At 73.1% G+C, this 23294-nt stretch carries 23 protein-coding genes; 7 read left to right on the forward strand and 16 right to left on the reverse strand.

Annotation, left to right across the window (positions count from 1 at the left end; genetic code table 11):
- Nucleotides 1–140 precede the first annotated feature (140 nt).
- The gene (locus EAO73_RS00675) at nucleotides 141–800 is read right to left on the reverse strand and encodes a DUF3000 domain-containing protein (RefSeq protein ID WP_147969491.1); all 660 of its coding nucleotides are present in this window, start codon (nucleotides 798–800) and stop codon (nucleotides 141–143) included.
- A 92-nt stretch (nucleotides 801–892) separates the two neighbouring features.
- Here EAO73_RS00675 and hemE point away from each other — a divergent pair, with 92 nt between their 5' ends.
- The gene (gene hemE / locus EAO73_RS00680; protein WP_147969492.1) at nucleotides 893–1966 is read left to right on the forward strand and encodes a uroporphyrinogen decarboxylase; all 1074 of its coding nucleotides are present in this window, start codon (nucleotides 893–895) and stop codon (nucleotides 1964–1966) included.
- A 25-nt stretch (nucleotides 1967–1991) separates the two neighbouring features.
- Here the strand turns inward: hemE and EAO73_RS00685 are convergent, their stop codons facing one another.
- Both EAO73_RS00685 and EAO73_RS00690 read right to left on the reverse strand, forming a co-directional pair.
- Nucleotides 1992–3374: an FAD-dependent oxidoreductase gene (locus EAO73_RS00685; RefSeq protein ID WP_147969493.1), complete on the reverse strand. Its 1383-nt coding sequence runs from the start codon at nucleotides 3372–3374 to the stop codon at nucleotides 1992–1994.
- A 65-nt stretch (nucleotides 3375–3439) separates the two neighbouring features.
- Nucleotides 3440–4351: a DUF4349 domain-containing protein gene (locus EAO73_RS00690; RefSeq protein WP_147969494.1), complete on the reverse strand. Its 912-nt coding sequence runs from the start codon at nucleotides 4349–4351 to the stop codon at nucleotides 3440–3442.
- 127 nt (nucleotides 4352–4478) lie between these two features.
- Here EAO73_RS00690 and hemG point away from each other — a divergent pair, with 127 nt between their 5' ends.
- Nucleotides 4479–5951, forward strand: a complete 1473-nt coding sequence (gene hemG / locus EAO73_RS00695; protein WP_147969495.1) for a protoporphyrinogen oxidase — start codon at nucleotides 4479–4481, stop codon at nucleotides 5949–5951.
- Nucleotides 5952–5955: 4 nt separating this feature from the next.
- Nucleotides 5956–6690: a hydrogen peroxide-dependent heme synthase gene (gene hemQ, locus EAO73_RS00700; protein ID WP_132901126.1), complete on the forward strand. Its 735-nt coding sequence runs from the start codon at nucleotides 5956–5958 to the stop codon at nucleotides 6688–6690.
- Nucleotides 6691–6821: 131 nt separating this feature from the next.
- Here the strand turns inward: hemQ and EAO73_RS00705 are convergent, their stop codons facing one another.
- From EAO73_RS00705 to EAO73_RS00720, 4 genes are all read right to left on the reverse strand, one after another.
- Nucleotides 6822–7598, reverse strand: coding sequence for a TIGR04222 domain-containing membrane protein (locus EAO73_RS00705; protein WP_147969496.1), 777 nt, complete (start codon nucleotides 7596–7598; stop codon nucleotides 6822–6824).
- A gap of 64 nt (nucleotides 7599–7662) precedes the next feature.
- The gene (locus EAO73_RS00710) at nucleotides 7663–8769 is read right to left on the reverse strand and encodes a TIGR04222 domain-containing membrane protein (protein WP_147969497.1); all 1107 of its coding nucleotides are present in this window, start codon (nucleotides 8767–8769) and stop codon (nucleotides 7663–7665) included.
- Nucleotides 8685–9971 (reverse strand): DUF692 domain-containing protein, encoded by a 1287-nt coding sequence (locus tag EAO73_RS00715; RefSeq protein WP_147969498.1) that lies wholly within the window; start codon nucleotides 9969–9971, stop codon nucleotides 8685–8687. The genes EAO73_RS00710 and EAO73_RS00715 overlap by 85 nt, the downstream gene beginning before the upstream one ends.
- Nucleotides 9972–10103: 132 nt before the next feature.
- Entirely contained in the window at nucleotides 10104–10853 is a 750-nt protein-coding gene (locus EAO73_RS00720; protein WP_147969499.1) for a peptidyl-tRNA hydrolase, read from the reverse strand.
- 71 nt (nucleotides 10854–10924) lie between these two features.
- Between EAO73_RS00720 and EAO73_RS00725 the strand changes: the two genes are divergently transcribed.
- The 4 genes from EAO73_RS00725 to EAO73_RS00735 are packed head-to-tail and all read left to right on the forward strand — an operon-like array spanning nucleotide 10925 to nucleotide 13411.
- Nucleotides 10925–11602 (forward strand): AIM24 family protein, encoded by a 678-nt coding sequence (locus EAO73_RS00725; protein ID WP_147969500.1) that lies wholly within the window; start codon nucleotides 10925–10927, stop codon nucleotides 11600–11602.
- 17 nt (nucleotides 11603–11619) lie between these two features.
- Nucleotides 11620–12516 (forward strand): ATP-binding cassette domain-containing protein, encoded by an 897-nt coding sequence (locus EAO73_RS36285; RefSeq protein WP_224756157.1) that lies wholly within the window; start codon nucleotides 11620–11622, stop codon nucleotides 12514–12516.
- Nucleotides 12513–13184, forward strand: coding sequence for an ABC transporter (locus tag EAO73_RS36290; RefSeq protein ID WP_224756127.1), 672 nt, complete (start codon nucleotides 12513–12515; stop codon nucleotides 13182–13184). The genes EAO73_RS36285 and EAO73_RS36290 overlap by 4 nt, the downstream gene beginning before the upstream one ends.
- A 14-nt stretch (nucleotides 13185–13198) precedes the next feature.
- A complete protein-coding gene (locus tag EAO73_RS00735; RefSeq protein WP_147969501.1) occupies nucleotides 13199–13411 on the forward strand; it encodes a hypothetical protein in 213 nt (70 codons plus the stop codon).
- Nucleotides 13412–13425: 14 nt separating this feature from the next.
- Here the strand turns inward: EAO73_RS00735 and EAO73_RS00740 are convergent, their stop codons facing one another.
- From EAO73_RS00740 to zapE, 9 genes are all read right to left on the reverse strand, one after another.
- A complete protein-coding gene (locus EAO73_RS00740) occupies nucleotides 13426–14244 on the reverse strand; it encodes a polysaccharide deacetylase family protein (protein WP_191133889.1) in 819 nt (272 codons plus the stop codon).
- Nucleotides 14245–14359: 115 nt separating this feature from the next.
- Nucleotides 14360–15736 (reverse strand): alkaline phosphatase PhoX, encoded by a 1377-nt coding sequence (locus EAO73_RS00745; RefSeq protein WP_147969502.1) that lies wholly within the window; start codon nucleotides 15734–15736, stop codon nucleotides 14360–14362.
- Nucleotides 15737–15817: 81 nt separating this feature from the next.
- Nucleotides 15818–17344 (reverse strand): sensor histidine kinase, encoded by a 1527-nt coding sequence (locus tag EAO73_RS00750; protein ID WP_147969503.1) that lies wholly within the window; start codon nucleotides 17342–17344, stop codon nucleotides 15818–15820.
- On the reverse strand, nucleotides 17341–18060 hold the full coding sequence (locus EAO73_RS00755) for a response regulator transcription factor (protein WP_147969504.1): 720 nt from the start codon (nucleotides 18058–18060) through the stop codon (nucleotides 17341–17343). Before EAO73_RS00755 ends, EAO73_RS00750 begins: the two co-directional genes overlap by 4 nt.
- Nucleotides 18061–18191: 131 nt before the next feature.
- Nucleotides 18192–19949, reverse strand: coding sequence for a CotH kinase family protein (locus EAO73_RS00760; RefSeq protein WP_147969505.1), 1758 nt, complete (start codon nucleotides 19947–19949; stop codon nucleotides 18192–18194).
- Complete coding sequence (locus EAO73_RS00765; protein WP_147969506.1) at nucleotides 19946–20623, reverse strand: DUF4956 domain-containing protein; 678 nt, start codon at nucleotides 20621–20623, stop codon at nucleotides 19946–19948. The genes EAO73_RS00760 and EAO73_RS00765 overlap by 4 nt, the downstream gene beginning before the upstream one ends.
- On the reverse strand, nucleotides 20620–21498 hold the full coding sequence (locus tag EAO73_RS00770) for a polyphosphate polymerase domain-containing protein (protein WP_147969507.1): 879 nt from the start codon (nucleotides 21496–21498) through the stop codon (nucleotides 20620–20622). Before EAO73_RS00770 ends, EAO73_RS00765 begins: the two co-directional genes overlap by 4 nt.
- 187 nt (nucleotides 21499–21685) lie before the next feature.
- Nucleotides 21686–22111 (reverse strand): OsmC family protein, encoded by a 426-nt coding sequence (locus tag EAO73_RS00775; protein ID WP_147969508.1) that lies wholly within the window; start codon nucleotides 22109–22111, stop codon nucleotides 21686–21688.
- A gap of 88 nt (nucleotides 22112–22199) precedes the next feature.
- Entirely contained in the window at nucleotides 22200–23294 is a 1095-nt protein-coding gene (gene zapE, locus EAO73_RS00780) for a cell division protein ZapE (protein ID WP_147969509.1), read from the reverse strand.

Consider the following 23294-nt stretch of genomic DNA (forward strand, 5'->3'; position numbering starts at 1 on the left):
AGTAACAATTCGGGCAAATGGGGTGTTCGGTCGATTCAGGAGGGCGATTCGCGCTGGCTGAAAGTGATCGCATGACGTGGCGTCACGGAAAAAAAGGGGCGGCCCGGAGGCCGCCCCGCTCGTACCGGTCCAGCCAGGGGCTACGAGACCTGCGGGCCCCGTCGCTGGGGCAGCGTCACCACGGCCGCGTCGACCGGGCCCGAGGGCGGCAGGCCCGCGATCTGGCACAGCAGGTCCCCCCACGCGACCAGGTGCGCCGCCGTGTCCGGCACCCCGCCGCGGCCCTCGCGCGGCGTCCAGGACGCCCGGATCTCGATCTGGGTCGCGGGACGCCGGGTCTCCAGCGCACCGAAGTAGTGCGAGCCCGCCATGGTGACCGTGCCGCCGGCCTCCCCGTAGAACAGGCCGCGGGCCTCCAGCGCGCCGGTCAGCCAGGACCAGCAGACCTCGGGCAGCAGCGGATCGGCGGCCATCTCGGGCTCCAGCTCGGCGCGCACCAGGGTCACGAGCCGGAAATTGCCCTGCCAGGCCTCGTGCCCGGCCGGGTCGTGGAGCAGGACGAGCCGGCCGTCGGCGAGATCGTCGTCGCCGTCGACGACCGCGGCCTCCAGCGCGTACGCGTACGGGGCGAGCCGCTTCGGCGGCCGGGTCGGCTCCACCTCCAGCTCGGGACGCAGCCGCGCCGCGCGCAGCGCGTCCACCGCCGAACGGAACGCGGACGGGACGGCACCACCCTCCCCGCCGTCCTCGCCGTCAGCGCCATCGGATTGACCGGAGATGTGTCCCTGAGCCGCAGCCATGCGGGGAAGAGTAGGCGGAATGGAAGCTCCGCGCGCGGAAGGACACCCGTGCGGGGCCGGGCTCGTTGCCCGCGCGTGCGAAGATTCTGTGCGTGAGTGCCAACGACCGCCCCTCCGGGCAGCAGACGAAGACTTCCGCCACCTACGACTCGGCGTTCCTGAAGGCCTGCCGGCGCGAGCCGGTGCCGCACACGCCGGTCTGGTTCATGCGTCAGGCGGGGCGCTCGCTGCCCGAGTACCTGAAGGTGCGCGAAGGCATCCCGATGCTCGACTCCTGCACGATGCCGGAGCTGGTCGCCGAGATCACGATGCAGCCGGTCCGCCGCCACAAGGTCGACGCGGCCGTCTACTACAGCGACATCGTCGTGCCCCTCAAGGCGATCGGCATCGACCTCGACATCAAGCCCGGCGTCGGCCCGGTCATCGCCGAGCCGGTCCGCACCCGCGCCGACCTGGCCCGGCTGCGCGACCTCACGCCCGAGGACGTCCCGTACGTCACCGAGGCCATCGGCCTGCTCACCGCCGAGCTGGGGCAGACCCCGCTGATCGGCTTCGCGGGTGCGCCCTTCACGCTCGCGAGCTACCTCGTGGAGGGCGGGCCCTCCCGCAACCACGAGCACACCAAGGCCATGATGTACGGCGACCCGGAGCTGTGGGCCGACCTGCTCGACCGTCTCGCCGAGATCACCGGCGCCTTCCTCGAGGTCCAGATCGAGGCCGGCGCCTCGGCCGTCCAGCTCTTCGACTCCTGGGTCGGCGCCCTCGCCCCCGCCGATTACCGGCGCTCGGTGCTGCCGGCCTCCGCGAAGGTCTTCGACACCATCGCCCGGTACGACGTCCCGCGCATCCACTTCGGCGTCGGCACCGGCGAACTGCTCGGCCTCATGGGCGAGGCCGGCGCGGACGTCGTCGGCGTCGACTGGCGCGTCCCGCTGGACGAGGCCGCCCGCCGCGTCGGCCCCGGCAAGGCGCTCCAGGGCAACCTCGACCCGGCGGTGCTCTTCGCGCCGACCTCCGCGGTGGAGGCCAAGACCCAGGAGGTGCTGGACGCGGCCGCCGGCCTGGAGGGCCACATCTTCAACCTGGGCCACGGCGTGATGCCGAACATGGACCCCGACGCGCTCTCCCGGCTCGTCGAGTACGTCCACACCCGCACCGCCCGCTAGAAGCAGGCCCGGAGGCGGGCGCCGCTCAGTCGGCGCCCGCCTTCCGCAGTGCCGCGACCGTCTTGCGGGCCGCCACCAGGACGGGGTCCCAGACCGGCGAGAACGGCGGCGCGTACCCCAGGTCCAGCGCGGTCAGCTGCTCGACGGTCATCCGGGCGGTGAGCGCCACCGCCGCCACGTCGACGCGCTTGCCGGCGCCCTCGCGGCCCACGATCTGCACGCCGAGGAGCCGGCCCGTGCGGTACTCCGCGATCATCTTCACCGTCATGGGCCGTGCGTCCGGGTAGTAGCCCGCCCGGCTCGTCGACTCGATGGTCGCCGTGACGTACCGCAGGCCCACCGCGCGGGCGTCCTTCTCGCGCAGCCCGGTCCGGGCGATCTCCAGGTCGCAGACCTTGCTCACCGCCGTACCCACCACACCGGGGAACGTGCCGTAGCCGCCGCCGATGTTGGAGCCGATGACCTGGCCGTGCTTGTTGGCGTGGGTGCCGAGCGCGATGTGCCGGGTGTGGCCGGCCACCAGGTCCAGGACCTCCACGCAGTCGCCGCCGGCCCAGATGTTCCGGTGGCCCGCCACCCGCATCGCCAGATCGGTGAGCAGACCGCCGTGCGGGCCGAGCGGCAGCCCGGCCTCCCGGGCGAGCGTCGTCTCCGGCTCGACGCCGATGCCGAGCACCACGATGTCCGCCGGGTAGCCGGCGTCGTCCGTGACGACCTCCGTGACGCGGCCGTCCGGCCCGGTACGGATGGCGGTGACCGCAGCCCCGTTCACCGTGGTGATGCCGAGTCCGTCCATGGCGTCGTGGACCATGCGCCCCATGTCCGGGTCGAGTGTCGCCATCGGCTGCTCGCCGCGGTTGAGGACGGTCACCTCGAAGCCGCGCTTCAGCATCGCCTCGGCCATCTCGACGCCGATGTACCCCGCCCCGACGACGACCGCGCGCCTGCCCTCCGTACGGTCCAGGCTGTCCAGCAACGCCTGCCCGTCGTCCAGGGTCTGCACCCCGTGCACCCCCGGCGCGTCCATGCCGGGCAGCTCCGGGCGCACCGGCCGTGCCCCGGTGGCGATCACCAGTTTGTCGAACCCGGTCCAGTACGTCTCGCCGGACTCCCGGTCCAGGGCGCGCACCCGCTGCCCCGCCACGTCGATCTCCGTCACCTCGGTGCGGGTGCGCAGATCGATGTCCCGGGCCCGGTGCTCCTCGGGCGTACGGGCGATGAGCTCGTCCCGGTCCGCCACGTCGCCGCCGACCCAGTACGGGATGCCGCACGCGGAGTACGAGGTGAAGTGGCCCCGTTCGAAAGCGGTGATGCTCAGCTCGTCCGGGCCCTTGAGCCGCCGGGCCTGGGACGCGGCGGACATGCCCGCCGCGTCCCCGCCGATGACCACCAGTCGTTCCGCCGTCATGCCGGTCCCTCCGAAGCGCGTCGATACGCGCCCACGCTACGGGGCGGGCCGCGCCGCCGGCGTACTCACTCGCCCTTCGCGCCCCGGCGGCGGCGCAGCAGCCGCCACAGCAGGGCCAGGACGGCCGCCACGGCGAGGAACGGGGCCGCCGCGCCGACCGCCATCGCCAGCCACCGCAGCATCGTCACGAAGGCGTGCCAGCCCCCGGCGAGGGCGTCCGTGAAGCCCGGGTCGTCGTCGTCGGCCGCCGCGGCCGCCGTCTCCGGCTCCACCAGGTCGAGCGTGATGGTCGCCAGTGTCGTACGGTCCTTGAGCGAGGCCTGCTCGGCGAGCAGCGACTCCAGGTTCGCCTGACGGCTGCTCAGTTCCCCTTCCAGCGTGACCACATCGGCCAGCTTCTCGGCCCGCTCCATCAGCTTGCGCACCCGCGCCACGCTCGCCCGCTGGGTGGCGATCCGGCTGTCGGTGTCGACGACCTGGTCGGTGACGTCCTTGGCCGCCGACGTACGCGAGACCAGCTTCCCCGCGCCCGACAGGTCCCGCAGCACCTCGTCGTACGCGTCCTGCGGTACGCGCAGCACGAGGTGCGAGGTGTCCCGCGTGCCGTCGACCCGTTCGGTGGTCTCCTTCTCGACCAGCCCGCCCGCGTCCTGCGCCGTCGCACGGGCGTGCGCGGCCGCCTTCGACGCGTCCTTCACCTCCACCGAGAGCGAGGCGGTGCGGATGACATGGACCGCTGCCGGCTTCGGGGTCTTCTGCCGCTCCGTGCGGGCCGAACCGGCCGCCGGTTCCTCGGCCTTGCCGGCCGCCGCGTCCGCCTGTCGCTGGGGCGCGGCCGCGCTGCCCCGGTCGGCCTTGCTGTCCGACGCGTCGCTCGCCGCGCCGCAGCCGCTCAGCGCGAGCACGGCGGCCAGCAGCACGGCGGCCGGCACGGTGCGCCGGCCTCTGCCGGTACGGATGAAGGATGTTCCCTGCATAACTGTCCCCCCAGGACGGGTGATTGATGACGGCAGTGGGACGTACCGGGGCGCGCGGACGGACCCGCGAATCCGGTTGCGAACCGGTCACGGTCGGGACTCGGAACCGGTTTGAGAGAGTGGAGCCATGCAGTCATCCACACACCGCGCGGACCGGGCCCCCCGCCACGTCGTCGTCATCGGCGGCGGCATCGCCGGACTCGCGGCCGCCCACCGGCTCGTCGGCGCCGGGCTGAGGGTCACCCTCCTGGAGGGGACCGACCGGCTCGGCGGCAAGCTCATGACCGGCGAGATCGCGGGCGTCCGGGTCGACCTCGGCGCCGAGTCCATGCTCGCCCGCCGCCCGGAGGCCGTCGGCCTGGCACGCGCCGTGGGCCTCGGCGACCGCCTCCGGCCGCCCGCCACGGCCACCGCCGCCCTGTGGACGCGCGACGCGCTGCGCCCCATGCCCAAGGGCCATGTGATGGGCGTCCCGGGCGACCCGTCCGTCCTCGGCGAGGTGCTGTCGCCCGAGGGCCTGGCCCGTATCGCCCAGGACCGCGAACTGCCCCCGACCGCCGTCGGCGAGGACGTCTCCGTCGGCACGTACGTCGCGGACCGGCTGGGCCGCGAGGTCGTCGACCGGCTCGTGGAACCACTGCTCGGCGGGGTGTACGCGGGCGACGCCTACCGGATCTCGATGCGCGCCGCCGTCCCGCAGCTGTTCGAGGCCGCCCGGCAGGGCGGCTCGCTGCTCGACGGCGTCACCCGCCTCCAGGAGCGGGCGGCGTCCCGGCAGCAGACGGGGCCGGTCTTCCAGGGCATCGAGGGCGGCATCGGCACCCTGCCGGGGGCCGTCGCCGACGCCGTACGCGCCGGGGGCGGCGAGATCCTCATGGAGACCCCCGTGCTGGGCCTTGCCCGTACCGCCGACGGCTGGGACGTACGCACCGACACCCGGGTCGTCTCCGCCGACGGCATCGTCCTCGCCGTGCCCGCCTGGTCCGCCGCCACGCTGCTCGCGTCCGAGTCACCGGGCGCCTCGGCCGAACTGGGGGGCGTCGAGTACGCGTCGATGGCCCTGGTCACCCTGGCGTTCCGGCGTTCCGACGTGACCGGTACGGCCTTCGACGGGCGCTCCGGCTTCCTCGTACCGCCGGTCGACGGGCACACCATCAAGGCCGCCACCTTCTCCACCCACAAGTGGCAGTGGGTCGCCGACGCGGCCCCGGACCTCTTCGTGCTGCGGACCTCGGTGGGCCGGTACGGCGAGGAGGAGCACCTGCACCGCGAGGACGGCGAGCTGGTCGGCGTATCGCTGCGCGACCTCGCCGCCGCGACCGGGCTCAGCGCCTGGCCCGTGGCGACCGAGGTCACCCGGTGGATCGGCGGGCTGCCGCAGTACCCGGTGGGGCACCTCGCGCGGGTCGCCCGCATCCGCGACGCGGTCGCGAAGCTGCCCGCGCTGCGGGTGTGCGGCGCGGTCTACGACGGGGTCGGCATCCCCGCCTGCGTGGCGAGCGCACACCGGGCCGCGGACGAGATCGCCGGGGATCTCACCGGGGAGATCATCGCCACGCCGACCCTGGTTCAGGGCACTCGGAGCGAGGCGGGACAATAGCCGTATGAGTGCTCCTGAGACTGAGACATCAAGCAAGGCTCCGAACGCCGGCAAGAAGGCCAAGGACCTCAACGAGGTCATCCGCTACACGCTGTGGTCCGTCTTCAAGCTGCGCGACGTCCTGCCCGCCGACACGGACCGCGCGGCCGTCGCCGGCGAGGTCCAGGAACTGTTCGACCAGCTCGCCGCGAAGGACATCACCATCCGCGGCACGTACGACGTCTCGGGCCTGCGCGCCGACGCGGACCTCCTGATCTGGTGGCACGCGGAGACCGCGGACGAGCTCCAGGAGGCGTACAACCTCTTCCGCCGCACCCGGCTCGGCAGGCACCTGGAGCCGGTCTGGTCGAACATGGCGCTGCACCGCCCCGCCGAGTTCAACAAGTCGCACATCCCGGCGTTCCTCGCCGACGAGACGCCGCGCAACTACGTCAGCGTGTACCCCTTCGTGCGCTCGTACGACTGGTACCTGCTGCCCGACGAGGACCGCCGCCGCATGCTCGCGGACCACGGCAAGATGGCCCGCGGCTACCCCGACGTGCGCGCCAACACCGTCGCCTCGTTCTCGCTCGGCGACTACGAGTGGATGCTGGCGTTCGAGGCCGACGAGCTGTACCGCATCGTCGACCTCATGCGTCACCTCAGGGCCTCCGAGGCGCGGATGCACGTCCGCGAGGAGGTCCCCTTCTTCACCGGCCGGCGCAAGTCGGTCGCGGACCTGGTGGCCGGGCTCGCCTAGCGAACGGGCTTGTAACCACCCCAACCCGGAAGATCAGACGGCGGGCACACGGCACCTCGTGCCGCTCGCCGGTCCAGCGACACCGGGTTCGGCTCAGCGGTGCGGCGCGCTTCGGCGCGCCGCACCGTTCGTCATTCGCGGCCCAGCCGCATCCGGATGCCCGCCCGGCCGGTCAGCGCCGCCCGCAGCGCCGGATCGTCCACCGCGTCCACCCCGCGCACCGCGACCGTCACCAGCGTGTCGCCCGTCGCGCCGTCCCCCGGCACCGCGCACGTCTCCAGCAGCCGCTGCCCGGCCGGGGAGGCCCACGAACCGTAGGGGTGCGCCTCGACGCGCGCTATGGCCAGGCACCCCAGGGTCAGGGCGAGCGGCAGCGCGAACCACACCAGCAGCCGGCTGTCCGGGCCGTCCGGGGTGACGACCAGGACGGCGGTGCCCAGCGCGGCCACCAGCAGGGCCGCCCCGCGCACCGCCCGCACCGCCGGGGCGACGCCGGCCCCGTGCGGGAGCGCCAGGCCGGCGGCGACGAGCCGGTCGGACACGGCACGCACGGCGTCGGCCGCCGCTGCCGCCGCGCGCACCGGCGCTATCGGTGACTGGCCCTCCGGCCCGATGGCACGGATCACCGTGCGCTCCACCTCGTCGCGGCCCTCCGGGTCGACGACCGTCGCCCAGCCGGTGTGGGCCAGCAGCAGCCGCCGCCGCAGATGCATGGAGACGAGAGCCAGGTCGGCGACCCGGCGCGGACCGCCCGCCAGGAACGCCGCCTCGTACAGGGTGAGTTGCCGTCCGCGTCCGCCGGACGTGCCCTCCGGCCGACGGGCCGCGCGGGCTCCCGCGAGACAGAGCCGGGCGCAGGACAGCCCCGCCGCACCCCACGCGACCAGCAGCAACAGAAACGGCACCATGCCGGATTTCTATGCGAGCGCGGGCCGTGGCGCCATAGCTCGTCCAACAGGTGGACGCGGCGTCTCAGGAACTGCTGCCGCAGCTCGACCCGCCGCCACAGCTGGAGCCCCCTCCGCAGCTCGAACCGCCTCCGCAACTCGATCCGCCTCCGCAGCTGGAACCCCCGCCGCAACTGGAGCCGCCCCCGCAGCCGGAACCCGAGGAGCCTCCGCAGCTGCTTCCCGACGAGCTGCCGCAGCCACCCCCGGGGCTCGACCCGGCACACCACACCGTCGGCGCGAGCAGCAGCGCCGAGTCCGTGGAGCTGGACGGGGTGTAGGCAGGGCCGGCGGGCCGGGTCCGGGCCGCCGTGATCATGTGCGTCCGCAGCCCGGGGTCCGCGACGCCGCGCAACCCCCGGGTCGCCACCAGGAACGCGGGGTCGGTCCGGTAGGCGTGGGCGGCTCCGAACTCCGCCGCCGCCCTGCGCCCCGCCCGGGTGATCCGGGACCGGGCCACCGCCGCGCAGATCAGCCCGGTCATCGCCCCGCCGATCAGGGCCGGGAAGGCGAGCAGGAAGAACGGCAGGTCGGTACCGGTGCCGTCGTTGTCCGTCATGAAACGGCTGATGGCCAGGAACAGGGCCACCGGCAGCCCCAGCAGGCAGAGCACGCCCTGAAGCGTCCCCCACCGGCGCCACCGCGCGTCCACGTCGGGCGGCGCCAGCAGCCCGCGCGCGGCCAGACCGTCACCGGTCTCCTGCACCGCCGCGTGCCGCATCACCGCCACCCGCAGCGTGGCCAGCGCCCCGCTCGGCGCGGCGGCCAGCTCCTGGAGCACCGCACGCTCCACCGGATCGTGGGCGACCGGCCGCAGGACCGCGACGATGCCGGGGCCGCCGACGGCCAGTCGGCCGTCCGCGTGCATGGCGGCCAGCGCGGTGTCGACGACCCGGCCGGGCCCGCCGTTGAGGAACGCCACCTCGGACAGGTCGTGCACCGTGCCGGACCGCTCCCGGCGGCGGGCACGGGCGAGACCGCTGATGAGCAGGACGGACGAGCAGACCACGGCGAGGATCAGGAGTACGGGCAGCACGGTCATCCCCGTCACCGCCCCACCAGCACGGAGCGGGCCGCGCGGGCCAGCCGGATGGCGCGTCCGGGCGGTCGCGGCGCCGCCCGGTCCCGCCACCAGTACGTCAGCCGGCGCCGGGCCGCGTCGTCCTCGGGGCGGCCCGCGACGAGCAGGTGCTCGGCGAAGTCCAGAGCGTCGCGCCGGTACCCCGCCGTCATCGGCCGCGCTCCGGCGTACGCGAGGAACGCGGCCCGGTAGCCGTCGCCCAGGATCTCGGGCAGCTCGGGCGCCACCTTGCCCACGACGTCCGCGCGCTTGGCGGCGAGGGCGCGGCTCTGCACCCCGAGCCGGCGCCGGTCGAACCCCTTCGGCGCGGGCGTCCCGGCGACGAGGGCGGACAGCAGGGCGGTCTGGGCGACGGCGACACCGTCCCGTACGGACTCGGCGACGGGCGGGGCGGGCGGGACTTCCGGGGTCGCCCAGGCGGCCGAGGTGCCCGCGCCCTTCTCCAGCACCCCCCGGATCGCGTCCAGCTCGCCCGCCAGCTCACCGGCCGGCGGGAACGCCTCGTCGCGCTCCAGCAGCACACCCGGCGGGTCGACCCGGGAGCGCAGTTCGGCGAGGACATCGAGCACCGGGGCGGTCACCGGGTGGGCGTGCGTGTCGTGCCACACCCCGTCCTTCTCGACCCCGCCCGCCACATGCACGTACGCGATGGCCTCCACCGGCAGCTCGTCCAGAGCGGTCGCCGGGTCCTCGCCCCGGTTCACGTGGTTGGTGTGCAGATTGGCCACGTCGATCAGCAGCCGCACCCCGGTCCGCCCGACCAGCTCGGCCAGGAACTGCCCCTCGGTCAGCTCCTCGTCCGGCCAGGAGATCAGCGCCGCGATGTTCTCCAGCGCCAGCGGCACCGGCAGCGCCTCCTGCGCGATGCGCACGTTCTCGCACAGCACCTCCAGCGCCGCCCGGGTGCGCGGCACGGGCAGCAGGTGGCCCGCCTCCAGCACCGGCGACCCGGAGCGCGCCCCGCCCGCCCGGACGAACGCGATGTGCTCGGTCACCAGCGGCGCGCCCAGCAGCGTGGCGCGGGCGGCGAGGTCCGCGAGCCTGCCCGGGTCGGGGCGGTCGGCGCCGCCGAGGCCCAGCGAGACCCCATGCGGGATCACGGTGACCCCGCGCTCCCGCAGCCGTACCAGCGAGTCCGGGAGGTGGTCGGCACAGAGGTTCTCCGCGACCGCCTCCACCCAGTCGATCCCCGGCAGCGCCTCCACCTCGGCGGCGATCTCCGGCCGCCAGCCGATTCCGATACCCAGCTTCATACCGTCCCCCACGCTGTTCCCCCTCGGTTCGTGCAGGGGTGATGACCCCGGAGTGCGGCGATGAATCCGGGAGGGCCGACGTTCAGAGCTTCATTTGAGGTTGAACGGCGCCCGCCGCCCGGACCGTGGTCCTCAGCGGCGGCGCAGCGCCGGATGATCGGCCACCACCGTGCACGAGCCCGGTGCGATCTCGGTGAAGCCCGCGTCCTGCACGACCGGCAGTCCGCTCACCGTCAGCTCCTGCCAGCGGCCCGGCTCCGCCGTGGCGACGGAGAGCGGGAAGCCGGCCTCGCGCCATGCCTTGCGCTCGGTCTCCGACAGCTCCCACCAGGCGAGCTGCGCCCCGTGCCCGACCTGTGCCATCTCCTTGCCGGCCGACATGCCGAGGTCCGGGTTGAGCCAGAGCACCGGGTGGTCCGGGCCGGGCGCGGGCGGCGGCTCCGGATCGTCCAGGTCCGTCCCGGAGACCTGGAGCTTGGCCAGTTCCTTCGGCCAGCCGTCCAGCGGCACCGGCGGGAAGACCCGCACCTCGGCCTCCTCGCCCGTCACCGTGATCCCCGGCAGCGCGGACGCCTTGCGCCACTCAGCGCCCCGGGCCCGCCGGACCACCTTGCGGATACGGGCGTCCTGCCAGTCCCGCATCACCTCCGCCCACTCGCCCTCGCCCACCGACCGCTCGTCGGAGAGCATCACCAGGACCGCGCGGGCGGCCGTGCGCAGGGCATCGGTGCGGGCCGGCGGCGCGGTCTTCTCGATGTGCACCACCAATGGCAGTACGTATTGCGGGGCTTCGTCCCGGTTCGTCCGCTCCGACCGGAAGGGGCTGTCCACGGGCGCGGCCGGTTCGGAGGACGGGGGCGCGGGGATGTCGTCACTGCTCACCCGACCAGTCTGCCAGTCGCCCCGGACACCGTTCTTGGCGGAATGAACGGCTCCGGGCGAGGATGCCGCGTATGAAGAGCGATCTCTTTTCCACTGAGCACATGGTCGAGCAGGCAACCGCCCCCGGGATGACGTTGCAGAACGCCAAATCCATCAAGTACGCGGTCAACGGGGAGATGCACGCCCGCCAGGGATCGATGGTCGCCTTCCGCGGTGATCTCCAGTTCGAGCACAAGAGCCAGGGCATAGGCGGCCTGCTCAAGCGCGCGGTCACCGGCGAGGGGCTGCCGCTGATGGCCGTACGCGGCCTGGGCGAGGCGTGGTTCGCCCACGAGGCGGCCAACTGCTTCATCGTGGAGCTGGAGCAGGGCGACTCCCTCACCATCAACGGACGCAACGTCCTGTGCTTCGACCCCACACTCGCGTACGAGATCAAGACCGTGAAGGGCGCCGGGATGACCGGCGGCGGCCTCTTCAACAGCGTCTTCACGGGCTACGGCAAGCTGGGCCTGATGTGCGACGGCCATCCGATCGTCATCCCCGTCACGCCGCAGCAGCCGGTCTTCGTCGACACGGACGCCGTCGTCGGCTGGAGCGCCCAGCTGAACACCTCGCTGCACCGCTCGCAGAGCGTCGGCTCGATGATCCGGGGCGGCTCGGGGGAGGCCGTCCAACTGCGTCTGGACGGCGAGGGGTTCGTGATCGTACGGCCCAGCGAGCTGAAGCCCGAGAAGGCGTCCTCCCACTGAACCCCGGCACGGAGGCCCTGCGGCTGCGGGGGGTCGGCCGCAGGTACGGCCTCACGGGGTCCTGGGTCCTGCGCGGGGTCGACCTCGCGCTGCCCACGCGCGCCCTCGTTCGCGTCGAGGGGGCCAACGGCACCGGGAAGTCGACCCTGTTGCGGCTCCTGGCCGGGATCGACGCGCCCTCCGAGGGCCGGATCACGGGCCGCCGGCCGCGCACGGCGTACGTCCCCGAGCGGTTCCCGGCGGCCCTGCCCTTCACGGCCGCCGGGTACCTCGTCCACCTCGGCCGCATCCACGGACTGCGGGCGGCCGAGGCGGCGGACCGTGCGCACGTGTGGCTGACCCGGTTCGGCGCCGCCGCGCATGCCGGGACACCTCTCGCCGAACTCTCCAAGGGCACCAGCCAGAAGGTCGCCGTGGCCCAGGCGCTCCTCGCCGACCCGGAACTGCTGGTGCTCGACGAGGCGTGGACCGGCCTCGACACCGAGGCGCGCGGCGAACTGGACCGGGCCGTGGCCGAGCGCGTCGCGGCCGGGGCGACGGTCGTCTTCGTCGACCACGATCCGCGCCGGCTGGCGGACGCGGTCGACGCGGAGTACCGCGTCGAGGGGTCGGCCCTGACGGCCGTCCCGCTCGCCACGCCCGACCCCCGCGTACGCATCGAGGCGACGGCCCCGGCGGGCACTCCGCTGCCGGCCGGACTGCCCGGCGCTCCCGCGTACACCCGCACCGCCGGCGGAACGGCGCGCCTCACGGTCCCGGCGGCGCACTCCGACGCCGTGCTCGCCGCGCTGCTGGGGGCCCGGCCGCCGTGGCACATCGACCGCGTGGCGCCGGTGCGCGGGCACGGGAGCGGTACGCGACCGGAGCCCGCGCCGCACCGCCCGACCACCCGGGACGGGGATCACACACCATGACCGCGCTCATCCGCTACCAGACCGACCTGCTCGTACGGTCGCAGCGCTGGCTGGCCCCCGTGCTGCTGTACCTGGCCTTCCTCGGCGTGGGTGTCCGCTCCGGGCAGCCCGTGCTCGACTCGCTCGGCTACACCGCGGCCGGGATGCTGCCGGTCACCGCCTGGCTGGTGCGCGTCTGCGTCACCCAGGAGCCGGCCGCCGCCCGGACGGTCGTCGCGGCGGCGGCCGGCGGGCAGCCGAGGGCCCATCTGGCGGCACTGCTCACCGCGCTGGGGTGCGCCGGGCTGCTGGGCGGCGCCGCCACCGCCGTGGTGCTGGCGATCAGCGACCCGTCCAGCACCGACCACGCGGTGCGGGTGCCCCTGCCGCCCGCGGGGGCCGCCGGACTCCTCGCCACCGCGTGCTGCGTACTCCTGGGCGCGGCGGTGGGCGCGCTGTGCGGCCGGCCGCTGCTGCACGGACGCGGCTGGTCGATCGCGGCGACCGCGCTCGTGACGCTGCTGGCGCTGGTCACCACCGGCTCGCCCGCCAAGTACGCCGTGACGGGCCTGGTCACCGGCTCGCTGACCGGCACGGTCCACGTCCCCGTGTTCCCGCTGCTCGGGGCCGCCGCGCTCGCCACCGCCGCGCTCGCGCTCGCCTGCCGGCTCACTTCGGTACGCGGCTGAGTAGGCTCGTACGTATGAGTGAGGACGGGAACCAGCGGGCGGAGACCGAATCCGGGTCCTACTGCGAGACGGCCCCGCCCGGCGCCCCGGAACGGGCCGAGGGCCCGCCGTACGCCGAGTGCGTGCTGTGCCGGAAGCCGACCGAGTACGCCGAGTCCGTCAAGGGCATCACGCTGTGCCCGGTGTGCGAGTGGCAGGAGGCCCAGCGCACGGCCTGCTCGGGCTGAGGCGGGTCCGGCCGCTACCCGGCCATCAGCTCGGACACCTTGACGAAGCGGTAGCCGCGCTTCCGCAGCTCCGGCACGACCCGGCGGACCGCTTCGGCGGTCACCGGGGCCGCGCTGCGGGTGCAGTGCATGACGACGAGCGAACCGGACCGCACCCCGTCCAGCACCTGCTCGGCCACCGCGTCCGCGTCCGTCGCGAAGGCGTCGCCGCTGACGACGTCCCACTGCACGGCCGTCACCTTCTCCGGCCCGAGGGCGCGCAGCGTGTCGTCGTCGTAGCAGCCGCCGGGGAACCGGAAGTACGGCACCACATTGCGGGCACCGGTCCCGCGGATCGCCCCGAAGGCCCGCTGGACCTCCTTGCGCACGCCGCCCTCCTCCACCGTCGGCAGCCCGTAGCAGGGTGTCGTGAAGGCGTAGTGGCTGTAGGAGTGGTTGCCGATCTCGAAGAGCGGGTCGGTGCCGATGGAGCGGGCCTGGTCCGGGTACTCCTCGGCCCACCGCCCCGTCATGAACACCGTCGCGGGCACCTTCAGCCGGCGCAGCAGGGCGATCAGTTCCGGGTTGTCGAAGTGCTCACCGGCCGCCGCGCGCGGTCCCTCGTCGGCCGTCATGTCGGCGTCGAAGCTGAGCGCGACGACCTGGGCCGCGTGCTGCGACCCCCGCGTGAAGACGGGGGTCAGCCCGCCGGGGCCGGGCGCCATGACGGCGGGCCGCTCGATGGAGGCCGAAGGCGAGGGGGAGGCGGAGGCCGGGGGCCGTTCCGCGGCTGTACGAGGCCCGGCCCGGCCGCATCCGACGAGCACCGCACCCAGCACACCCAGAGCAGCCATTTTGTACGCATATCTGACCATTTCCGGAAGCTAGCCGATCGACCGGCGGTTTGCGCGGGGCGGGCCCGCCGACCGGGCTCCGCCCCACGCAGATGGCGCACGAGGTCTCAGCCCGTCAGCGCCATGGTCCCGTCACCGCGAACGTGGTGCCCGGCGTGTAGACGTTCACGTACATCGTCCCGTAGTCCGGTGCGAACGTGACGCCCGCGAACTCGCCCCACTCCGGCTCTTCCGGCGTCCCGGTGTTCTGCCGGCCGCGCGCCATCGGGTACACCTCGCCGCGCCGGGTCAGGCCGAACACGTGCTGGGCGCCGCCGCCGTCCTCGCAGACCATCAGGCCGCCGTCGGGGGCGAGGGTGATGTTGTCGGGGGACTCGCCGGGCAGCTGGAGGTCGGTGTCCGGACCGAAGACGATGACCAGGGTCAGCCGGCGCCGTGCGGGGTCGTAGCGCCAGACCTGGCCGTAGTGGTCCGCCGCCGAACCCTCGTCGCGGTGCGCGAAGCTGGAGACGAAGTAGACGCACGAGCCGCCCCAGTAGCAGCCCTCCAGCTTCTGGCCGTGGGTGATGCCCCGGGGGCCGAAGTCCTGGAACCTGATGGGCGTTTCGGCGGCCTGCGGATCCGGTACGGGGACCCACTCGACGCCCTCGAACACCGTCCCGGTCTCCTGGACGGCCGAGAGGTCCGCCAGCCCCGGCACCCGCATGGCCTCCAGCCGGCCGCCCGCCCGCAGCGAACCCGTACCGCCCAGCGGCTTCTTCGGCAGGAAACGGTAGAAGAGGCCGAACGGCTTCTCGAAGGCGTCCTCCGTCTCGTACACGGTCCCGTCGCGCGGATCGACCGCGATCGCCTCGTGCTGGAAGCGGCCCATCGCGGTCAGCGGCACGGCGCCGGTGCGGTGCGGGTCGGCGCCGTCCACCTCGAAGATGTAGCCGTGGTCCTTGGTGTACCCGTTGGTGCCGGCCTTGTCCTCCGTCTCCTCACAGGTCAGCCAGGTGTCCCAAGGGGTGCGCCCGCCCGCGCAGTTCACCGCCGTACCGGCGATGGCGACGCGCTCGGACAGCACCCGGTTGTGGCCGTCGAGCTCCAGGGCCGTACAGCCGCCCTTGCCCATCGGGTCGTACGTGAGCCCTTCGGCCGTGGGTACGGGGATCGCGGCGTCCACCCGGTTCTCGTGGTTGCGCACCAGTCGGACGTGCCCGCCCCGGCCCCGGAACGCGGCCATCCCGTCGCAGTGGCTGGGGACCTGGCCCTCGCCCGAGCGCAGGGGGTCGCCCTCCCGGGACAGCACCCGGTAGCGGAAGCCCTTCGGCAGGTCCAGCAGGCCGTCCGGGTCCGGCGCGAGCGGGCCGTAACCCTCGTGACCGCGGGCGGCGGAGCTGCCCGCGAAGAGTTCGGTGAACGCTCCGGTGAAGGCGAGGGAGACGGCGGCGGCGCCGCTCGCGGCCAGAACGTTCCGCCGGGTGGCGGTGGGGCGGGGTGCGACTGACATGAGCAACTCCCTGTGTGGGGGACAGGTGACATGGCTTCGTCAAGAGCAGGCCTGCCCGGTGGAGGCCGTCGCTGAACGTTGTCACGCCGGGCCGTGCGGACCGGCGCCGACGCTCCGGGGCAGCAGCAGACGGAAGACGCAGCCGTGGCCCGGCCGGGTGTCGAGTTCGAGCCGCCCGCCGTGCGCCTCGGCGATGGTGGCGGCGATCGACAGGCCGAGCCCCGACCCGGGTTCGACGTTCTCCCCGGCCGACGGCCCCCGGTAGAACCGTTCGAACACCTGCTGGGCCGCGTCCGGTGTCAGCCCGGGGCCGTCGTCGGCGACCTCGACCACGCAGGCCGGCACCCCGGCGGGCAGGGCGACCGTGGCGCTGCTGCGGCCGGGCCGGTCGGTCCCCCCGGTCTCCGCACCCGTGCGCACCGCGCCGACCCGGACCTCCACGCGGGCACCGGGCGGGGTGTGGCGGCAGGCGTTGGCCAGCAGATTCGCGATCACCTGGGACAGCTGATGCGCGTCGCCCAGCGCATCCACCACGTCCAGCGTGGCCCCCGGACCGTCGCCGCCCCCGCCGCCCAGCGGGGCCAGCCGCACCTCACGCCCCGGATGCGCGACGACGGCCGCGCCGACCCCGTCCGCCGCGAGCGACAGCAGGTCCACCGTCTCCCGGTGCGCCACGGGCGCGTACCCCAGCTTGGCGAGCAGGAAGAGGTCGTCGACGAGCCGGCTCATCCGCTCGGCGTTCCGGGCGATCAGCTCATGGGCCTCGCGGCGGCGCGCGGCGGGCAGGCGCGGCTGCTCCACGAGGAGTTCGGCGAAGCCCTGGATCGAGGTGAGCGGGGTGCGCAGTTCGTGGCCCGCGTCGGCCATGAAGCGCCGCAGCCGCCGCTCGGACGCGTCCTTGCGCAGCAGGGCGGCCCGGACCTGGCCGAGCATCGTGTTGAAGGCGATCCCGAGCCTCCCGGTCTCTGTACGCGGATCGGTGTCCGCCACGGTCAGGGCCGACTCGCCGCCGGTGATGCGCAGGGCCGTCCGCTCCATCCGGGCCAGCGGGCGCAGCCCCAGGCGCACGGCGGCGCTGCCCAGCAGCCCGACCCCGGCGGCGACCACGGCACCGATCGCGAGGCTGAACCACAACAGCTTGGACGTCGCCCCCTCCACGGTGTCGAGGGGCAGCGCGACGACGACGGGCCGTCCGTCCGGGCCCCGGTCCGCGACCACCCGCCAGCCCCCGCCCCCGCCGGCGTCCGGCACGGTGGCGGGCCGCCCGTCCTCCAGGGCGAGACGGGAGGCGGAGGCGGGCAGCCGGGGCCGGCCGGTGCCGCTGCCGAGCGAATCGGACCTGAGCCGGCCGTCGGGGGCGTAGAAGAAGACCCGGAAGTCGGAGGGCAGGACGTCCTCCGGCGCGAGGCCGTGGGGCGGCTTCCCGTACGCGGCCGGGGGCGGCGGGCGGAACTGGGTCAGCCGCTGGTCGATCTGGCCGGTCAGCCAGGATCGCATGACCGCGAGGCCGGCCGCCTGGGAGACCAGCACGGCCACGGTGGCCAGCACGGTGGAGATCAGCACCAGCCGGGTCCGCACCGAGCGGGGCCGGCGCGGCAGGAGCCTCACGGCGCGTCCTCGCGGGGCAGCCGCAGGCAGTAGCCCACGCCCCGCACGGTGTGGATCAGCGGCGGACCCACACGGTCGATCTTGCGGCGCAGGTTCTTGATGTACGTGTCGACGATGCGGGTGTCCCCGGCGAAGCCGTAACTCCACACGTCCAGCAGGATGTCCTGCTTCTCCAGCACCTTCTCCGGCCGGGACACCAGGCACACCAGCAGCCGGAACTCGGTGGGCGACAACTGCATGGGCTCTCCGGCCCGGTGCACGGTGTGCCGTTCGCGGTCGACGCTCAGATCCGCGTACCGCAGCGGAGGCCGCTCGGCGGCCGGGCGGGGAGCACCCCCGGTGCGGCGCAGGATCGCCCGTATCCGCAGCAGGATCTCCTGAATGTGGAACGGCTTGGTGACGTAGTCGTCGCCGCCCGAACTGAGCCCGATGATGCGGTCCTCGATATCGGTGCGCGCGGTCAGGAACAGCACCGGGGTGTAATCGCCCCGAGCCCGCAGCTCCCGCGTCACGGCGAAGCCGTCCGTGTCCGGGAGCATCACGTCCAGCACGACCAGGTCCGGCCGGCAGCGGTCCACCTCGCCGACCCCGTCCCGCCCGTTCGCCGCCGAGGCGACGCGGTACCCGGCCGCGGTCAGCGCGGAGGTGAGCAGGGTGCGGATGCTCGGGTCGTCCTCGACGACCAGGACGGTGTGCCGGGCCGGCCGGTCGCCCATCGGAAGGATCACCTCACGGCGTTGCGGACACGGGCCTGTCGGCACCGCGCCGCGCGATGCTAACGGCCGAACTTGTGCGCGATGCACAGGAACGGCGGCGCCCCGGGGAGCCCCCGGGACGCCGCGGGCCGTCAGCCCGTCACCTCCTTGTTCTTCGCCAGCGCGGCGGTCCGCTCGGTGACCGTGGTGCGCAGGGTGCCCACCGCGCTCTCGACGTCCTTCGCGGGGACGCCGGCCCGGGTGACCTGCGCCGCGAGGTCCTTGAGCGCCTTCGTGGCCTTGCCGGAGCCGTAGAACTTCTCGTACAGGTCCTGGTAGGCCTTCTTGTAGACGGCGTCGAAGGCGTCGAGCTCCAGGAAGCGCTCCTTGAGCGCGTGGCCGGACCGCATGCCGCCGCCTCCGCCGCCCTTGCCCGCGTCACCGTCCGGCGCCCCGGGCATGTCGCCGACGTCGGGCATCTGCGCGCCCTCGGGCAGCTCGGGCATCCCTTCCGGCATGCCTTCGGGCATCTGGCCGCCGGTGGCGCCGTCCTTGCCGCCGGTGCCGCCGGGACGGCCGCCCATGCCGCCGCCCATGCTCATCCGGTCGTCCGGCCCGGCCGTCGCGTCCCCGCTGAAGGTGAGGTTGTAGTCCCACCCCAGCACCGAGAACTTCTTGCTGTTCAGGTCGTATCCGAGGAGGTAGTTCTTCCCCGGGCCCGCCATGTCGTCGAAGTTCATCAGCAGATTCTGCGTGGCGACGTAGTGGGCGAACGAGTCGACGTCGACGTGCTTGTCGAGGTCGGCGGCGAACTCCTTGTCGGAGGCCTTCTCCACCCACTTGGCCAGCTTCATCACGGGTTCGAGGTCCTGGCTGCCGACCTTGTTGAGCTGCCGGAACGACGTCTCGTACTTCGAGGGGTCGTCGCCCTGGTAGTCGAACGTGCCGCCCGCTCTGGCCTTGTAGACCACCGACTCGCCCTCGACCGCCTCGGCGTACTCGGTGTCGGGGTTCTCGACCATCAGCCGTACGGCCGTCGGACGGTTGTTGACCTTCAGGGTCGTGAAGCCGAACCGCTCGGCCGGCTCCCCGGTCCCGTCGATCAGCGAGAGCGCCAGCGCCTCGTTGACGGGGACCTGGGGGTTGCTGCCCGGACGCAGTGAGATCTCCCGCTCGCCCTGGTAGGCGCGGCCCTCCACGTACTCGTCGATCTTGATGAGCCAGGGGAGTTCCTCGGGCTTGTCGGCGGACAGGTTGTACTGCGTCATCCCGCCGCCGCGTCCGCCACCGGCCCCGCCCGCTGCGGCACCGCCACCGTCGGCCGCCTTGTCGCCGCCGTCCTGGCCTCCACCGGCAGCCGTGTCACCGGCCGCCTGACCGCCGGCCGCCTGACCGCCACCCGTCGGCGGCTCCGGCATCTCGCCGTTTCCGCCCGATGCCTTCCCGCCGCGCTGATCCGCGCCGCCGGCGGGCATCTGGCCGCCGCCCGGCATCCCGCCCCGGTTCCCCCGCAGGGACATCAGGGTCGAGTTGCCCTTGAGCCGGATGCCGACGTCCGTCAGGTAGACCCCGTCGATCGTGAGGTCCGCCGGGATGGAGTCCTTCGTGCCGTCCTTCTTGAACTCCTTCATCATCTTGTCGAAGTCGGTCTGCTTGTACTCCAGTTGCACGGAGTGCTTCACCGACGTGTCGTACAGCCCGACCGTGCCCTTCACGTCCTCCGTGATCGTGTCGGCCTCCACCCGCGAGGCGGAGGTGACGTACGGGGAGATACGGGCGTCGCCGAACGCGTACAGCATCACCGCGAGCCCCGCGCACAGTGCCCCGGCGGGCTTCCAGTGGTGCCGCAGGCGTACGGGCACGCGGTCGCGCAGCCGTCGCCCGCGGGGCGTGCCGTCGACGGGGCTCACAGGTCGGTGGTGTCGTAACCGGTAAGAACAGTTACACGCTGGCCGGAGGTGCGCTCCTGGAGCGCGGTGACCAGGTCGCCGGGCTCGGTGCCCTTCTTCATGCGGACCGTGTAGAACACTTCGTTCAGCGCCCCGCCCCGGATCGTCTCCGTACTCACCAGCTCGAATTCGGTCGTGTACTTGATCAGGACGTCACGGATGCCCGGCGTGTAGTCCTCGCCCGCCGGGACCTGGACCTTGACCACCTGGCGCTGGACGTTCAGGGCGAACCAGTCGAACTTGTGCATGATGACGACGACCACGCAGATCACGACCGCGCCGACAGCGGCCAGCGTGTAGAAGCGGGCGCCGCAGGCCATGCCTATGGCCATCGCCAGGAAGATGAAGCCGACGTCCCGGGTCTCCTTGACCGCGTTCCGGAACCGGACCACGGACAACGCGCCGACCAGGGAGAACGCCCGTGCCAGGTTGGAGCCGACGACCAGCATGATCAGCGCGACGATCATGCCGACGATGACGAGGGTCTGCACGTAGGACTGGCTGTAGGACACGTTCCGGTGGGTGTACCGGTAGACGTAACCGATGACCGTGCTCAGGACGAAGGACAGCACCATCGCCGCGACGACGTCGGTGACGCTGAACGTCCCGCTGAGTTCCTGCAGATCGAAATTCACTGTGCTCCTGCTTTCACCGGCGACTCCTGCGCCGGCAGCCGCGTGTCGAGGGGGGAGGTGGCGGGCGGCGGACAGTCCGCCTCGTGGAGATGGAAGGCGGAGCGGGGTGCCAGCCCGAACGCCTCGATGGACTGGACGTACTTGGAGACCCGGATCAGGCTCAGGTTCCGGCGGGCCGCCAGGTCGGTGATCCAGTGCGGGGTGCGCTCGTTGACCTTGATCTCCATCACCGACATGTGCGGCGGGACGGTGAACCGGTTCTCCGGATCGGCCTGCCCGAAGTGGAAGTCGCGGTCGCGGCCCCGGATGCGCCGGTCGAAGGTGACCCGCAGCCCGGTGTCGGCGGCGCGCCCGACCAGCGCCTCGCGCTGGTAGCCGGTCATCGCGGTGGGCCTGAGGTTCAGCCGTACGACCAGGTCGAGCACCTCGTGGACGAACGCGCGCTCCTTAGGGGAGTGCTCCACCAGCTCGCGCCCGTCGCAGAGCCGGCGGGCCGTGCCGTACGGCAGGGTGATGCGGCGTTTCTGGGTGACCCGGTTGACGCGCTGTTTGATCTCGACGCAGACGGGGGAGTCGTCCGTGACCCCGACCGGTTCGCCGTAGTGCCTGATGCGCAGCTTGCGGCGGAACTTCAGGCCCTCGATCTTCTCCCAGTAGAACCGCAGTTCGGGGGAGTCGTAGTACAGGCTCCACACCCCGTACCCGCCGACCGGGCTGTTGAGGTCGCGGTCCATCCGCTCCCCGAGCTCGTCGCGCAGTTCGGCGGCCTGCTTTACCGGGACCAGGTACTTCAGCTCGTATCTGTTGAAGGCGTGCAGCCTGCTCGCCACATGCAGCGGTGGGGGGTCCTCGGTAGCCGTGTCGGGTTGCGACACCGTGCGCCTCCTTCGTCGTCCGTGCCGGACCGGCCGGCCCGCGACACGCAACCAACGACGGATGAGGAAGCGATGAGAAACCCGGGTGTATTGCAGGAGGATTCAAGATGGCCGGAAGGTGAACACGGCCGGTGGCAATACGACTGTGTCCCCGGGCCGACGGCCCGGGGACACAGCGGGGGAGCGATCAGGCGAGCGACGCGCTCAGAGTGATCGTGGTGCCGGAAAGCGCCTGGCTGACCGGGCAGTTGGCCTTGGCGTCCTCGGCGGCCTTGACGAAGTCGGCCTCGTCGAGACCCGGCACGGTACCCACCACGGTGAGGTGGATGCCCGTGATGCCGGTGCCGGGCTGGAAGGTGACATCGGCCTTCGTCTCCAGCCGGGCCGGCGGGGTGCCGGCGCCGCTGAGGCCGTGCGAGAGCGCCATCGAGAAGCAGCTGGAGTGGGCCGCTGCGATCAGCTCCTCCGGGCTGGTCTTCCCGTTCGCCGCCTCCGCACGGGACGGCCAGGAGACCGGGTACTCGCCGATCCCGGACGAGTCGAGGGTGACGACCCCCTTGCCCTCCAGGAGGTTGCCTTCCCACTCCGTGTGGGCGGTACGCGTGGTAGCCATGCTGGTCCCTTCGAACGGTGCGCGGTGGTACGGGCCGGCGGGGCACGTCGTCGTGTCCCGCCGCTGGTACGTCCTTACGCCCCCGAACCTACTGCGCCACCAGCCCCTTCGCGTCACGCGCCAGCGCCGTGAGCCGGGAGATCGCCCGGAAGTACTTCTTCCGGTACCCGCCGTTCAGCATCTCCTCACTGAACAGCTTGTCGAAGGGCAGCCCGGACGCGAGGACCGGCACCTCCCGGTCGTACAGCCGGTCCGCGAGCACCACGAGCCGCAGAGCGGTCGACTGGTCGGGCACCGGCCGCACCTCGGTGAGGCACACCGCCTTCATTCCGTCCGTCAGTGCCCCGTACCGGCTGGGGTGGACGCGGGCCAGGTGGTCGAGGAGCGAGGGGAAGTCGTCCAGGCTGGCACCCGGCGTGGCGTACGCGGCCTTGGTGACCTCTTCGTCCGAGTACGGCGGCGGGGCCTCGGGCAGACCCCGGTGACGGTAGTCCTCGCCGTCGATGCGCAGCGGGCGGAAGTGCGCCGAGAGCCCCTGGATCTCGCGCAGGAAGTCGGCGGCGGCGAACCGTCCCTCGCCGAGCTTGCCGGGCAGCGTGTTGGAGGTCGCGGCCAGCGCGACGCCCTCCTCGACCAGCCGGCTCAGCAGCGAGGACACCAGCACGGTGTCGCCCGGGTCGTCCAGCTCGAACTCGTCGATGCACAGCAGCCGGTGCCCGCTCAGCGTCCGTACGGTCTGCTGGAAGCCGAGCGCCCCCACCAGGTTCGTCAGCTCGACGAACGTGCCGAACGCCTTCAGCTCGGGCGCGGCCGGCGTGGCGTGCCAGAGGGAGGCGAGCAGGTGGGTCTTGCCGACCCCGTAGCCGCCGTCGAGGTAGACACCGCGCGGCCCGGACGGCTTGGCCTCCGCCTTCCGGCCGAACCACTTGCGCTTCCCGGACCCCGACGCGTGCGCCCCGCCGAGCCCGGCGGCGAAGTCGCTCAGGACCCGGACCGCCTCGGTCTGGCTCGGCTGGTTCGGGTCGGGTACGTACGTATCGAAACGCACCGAGTCGAAGCGCGGCGGCGGCACCATCTCGGCGACCAGACGGTCGGCGGGGACGTGCGGCTCGCGGGCGCACAGGGACAGCGGGGCCGTTTCGGCTATGGGGCTGGACCCCGGCACGGCGTGGGAGGACGACAC

Source organism: Streptomyces sp. col6 (assembly GCF_008042035.1).
Taxonomy (GTDB): Bacteria; Actinomycetota; Actinomycetes; order Streptomycetales; family Streptomycetaceae; genus Streptomyces.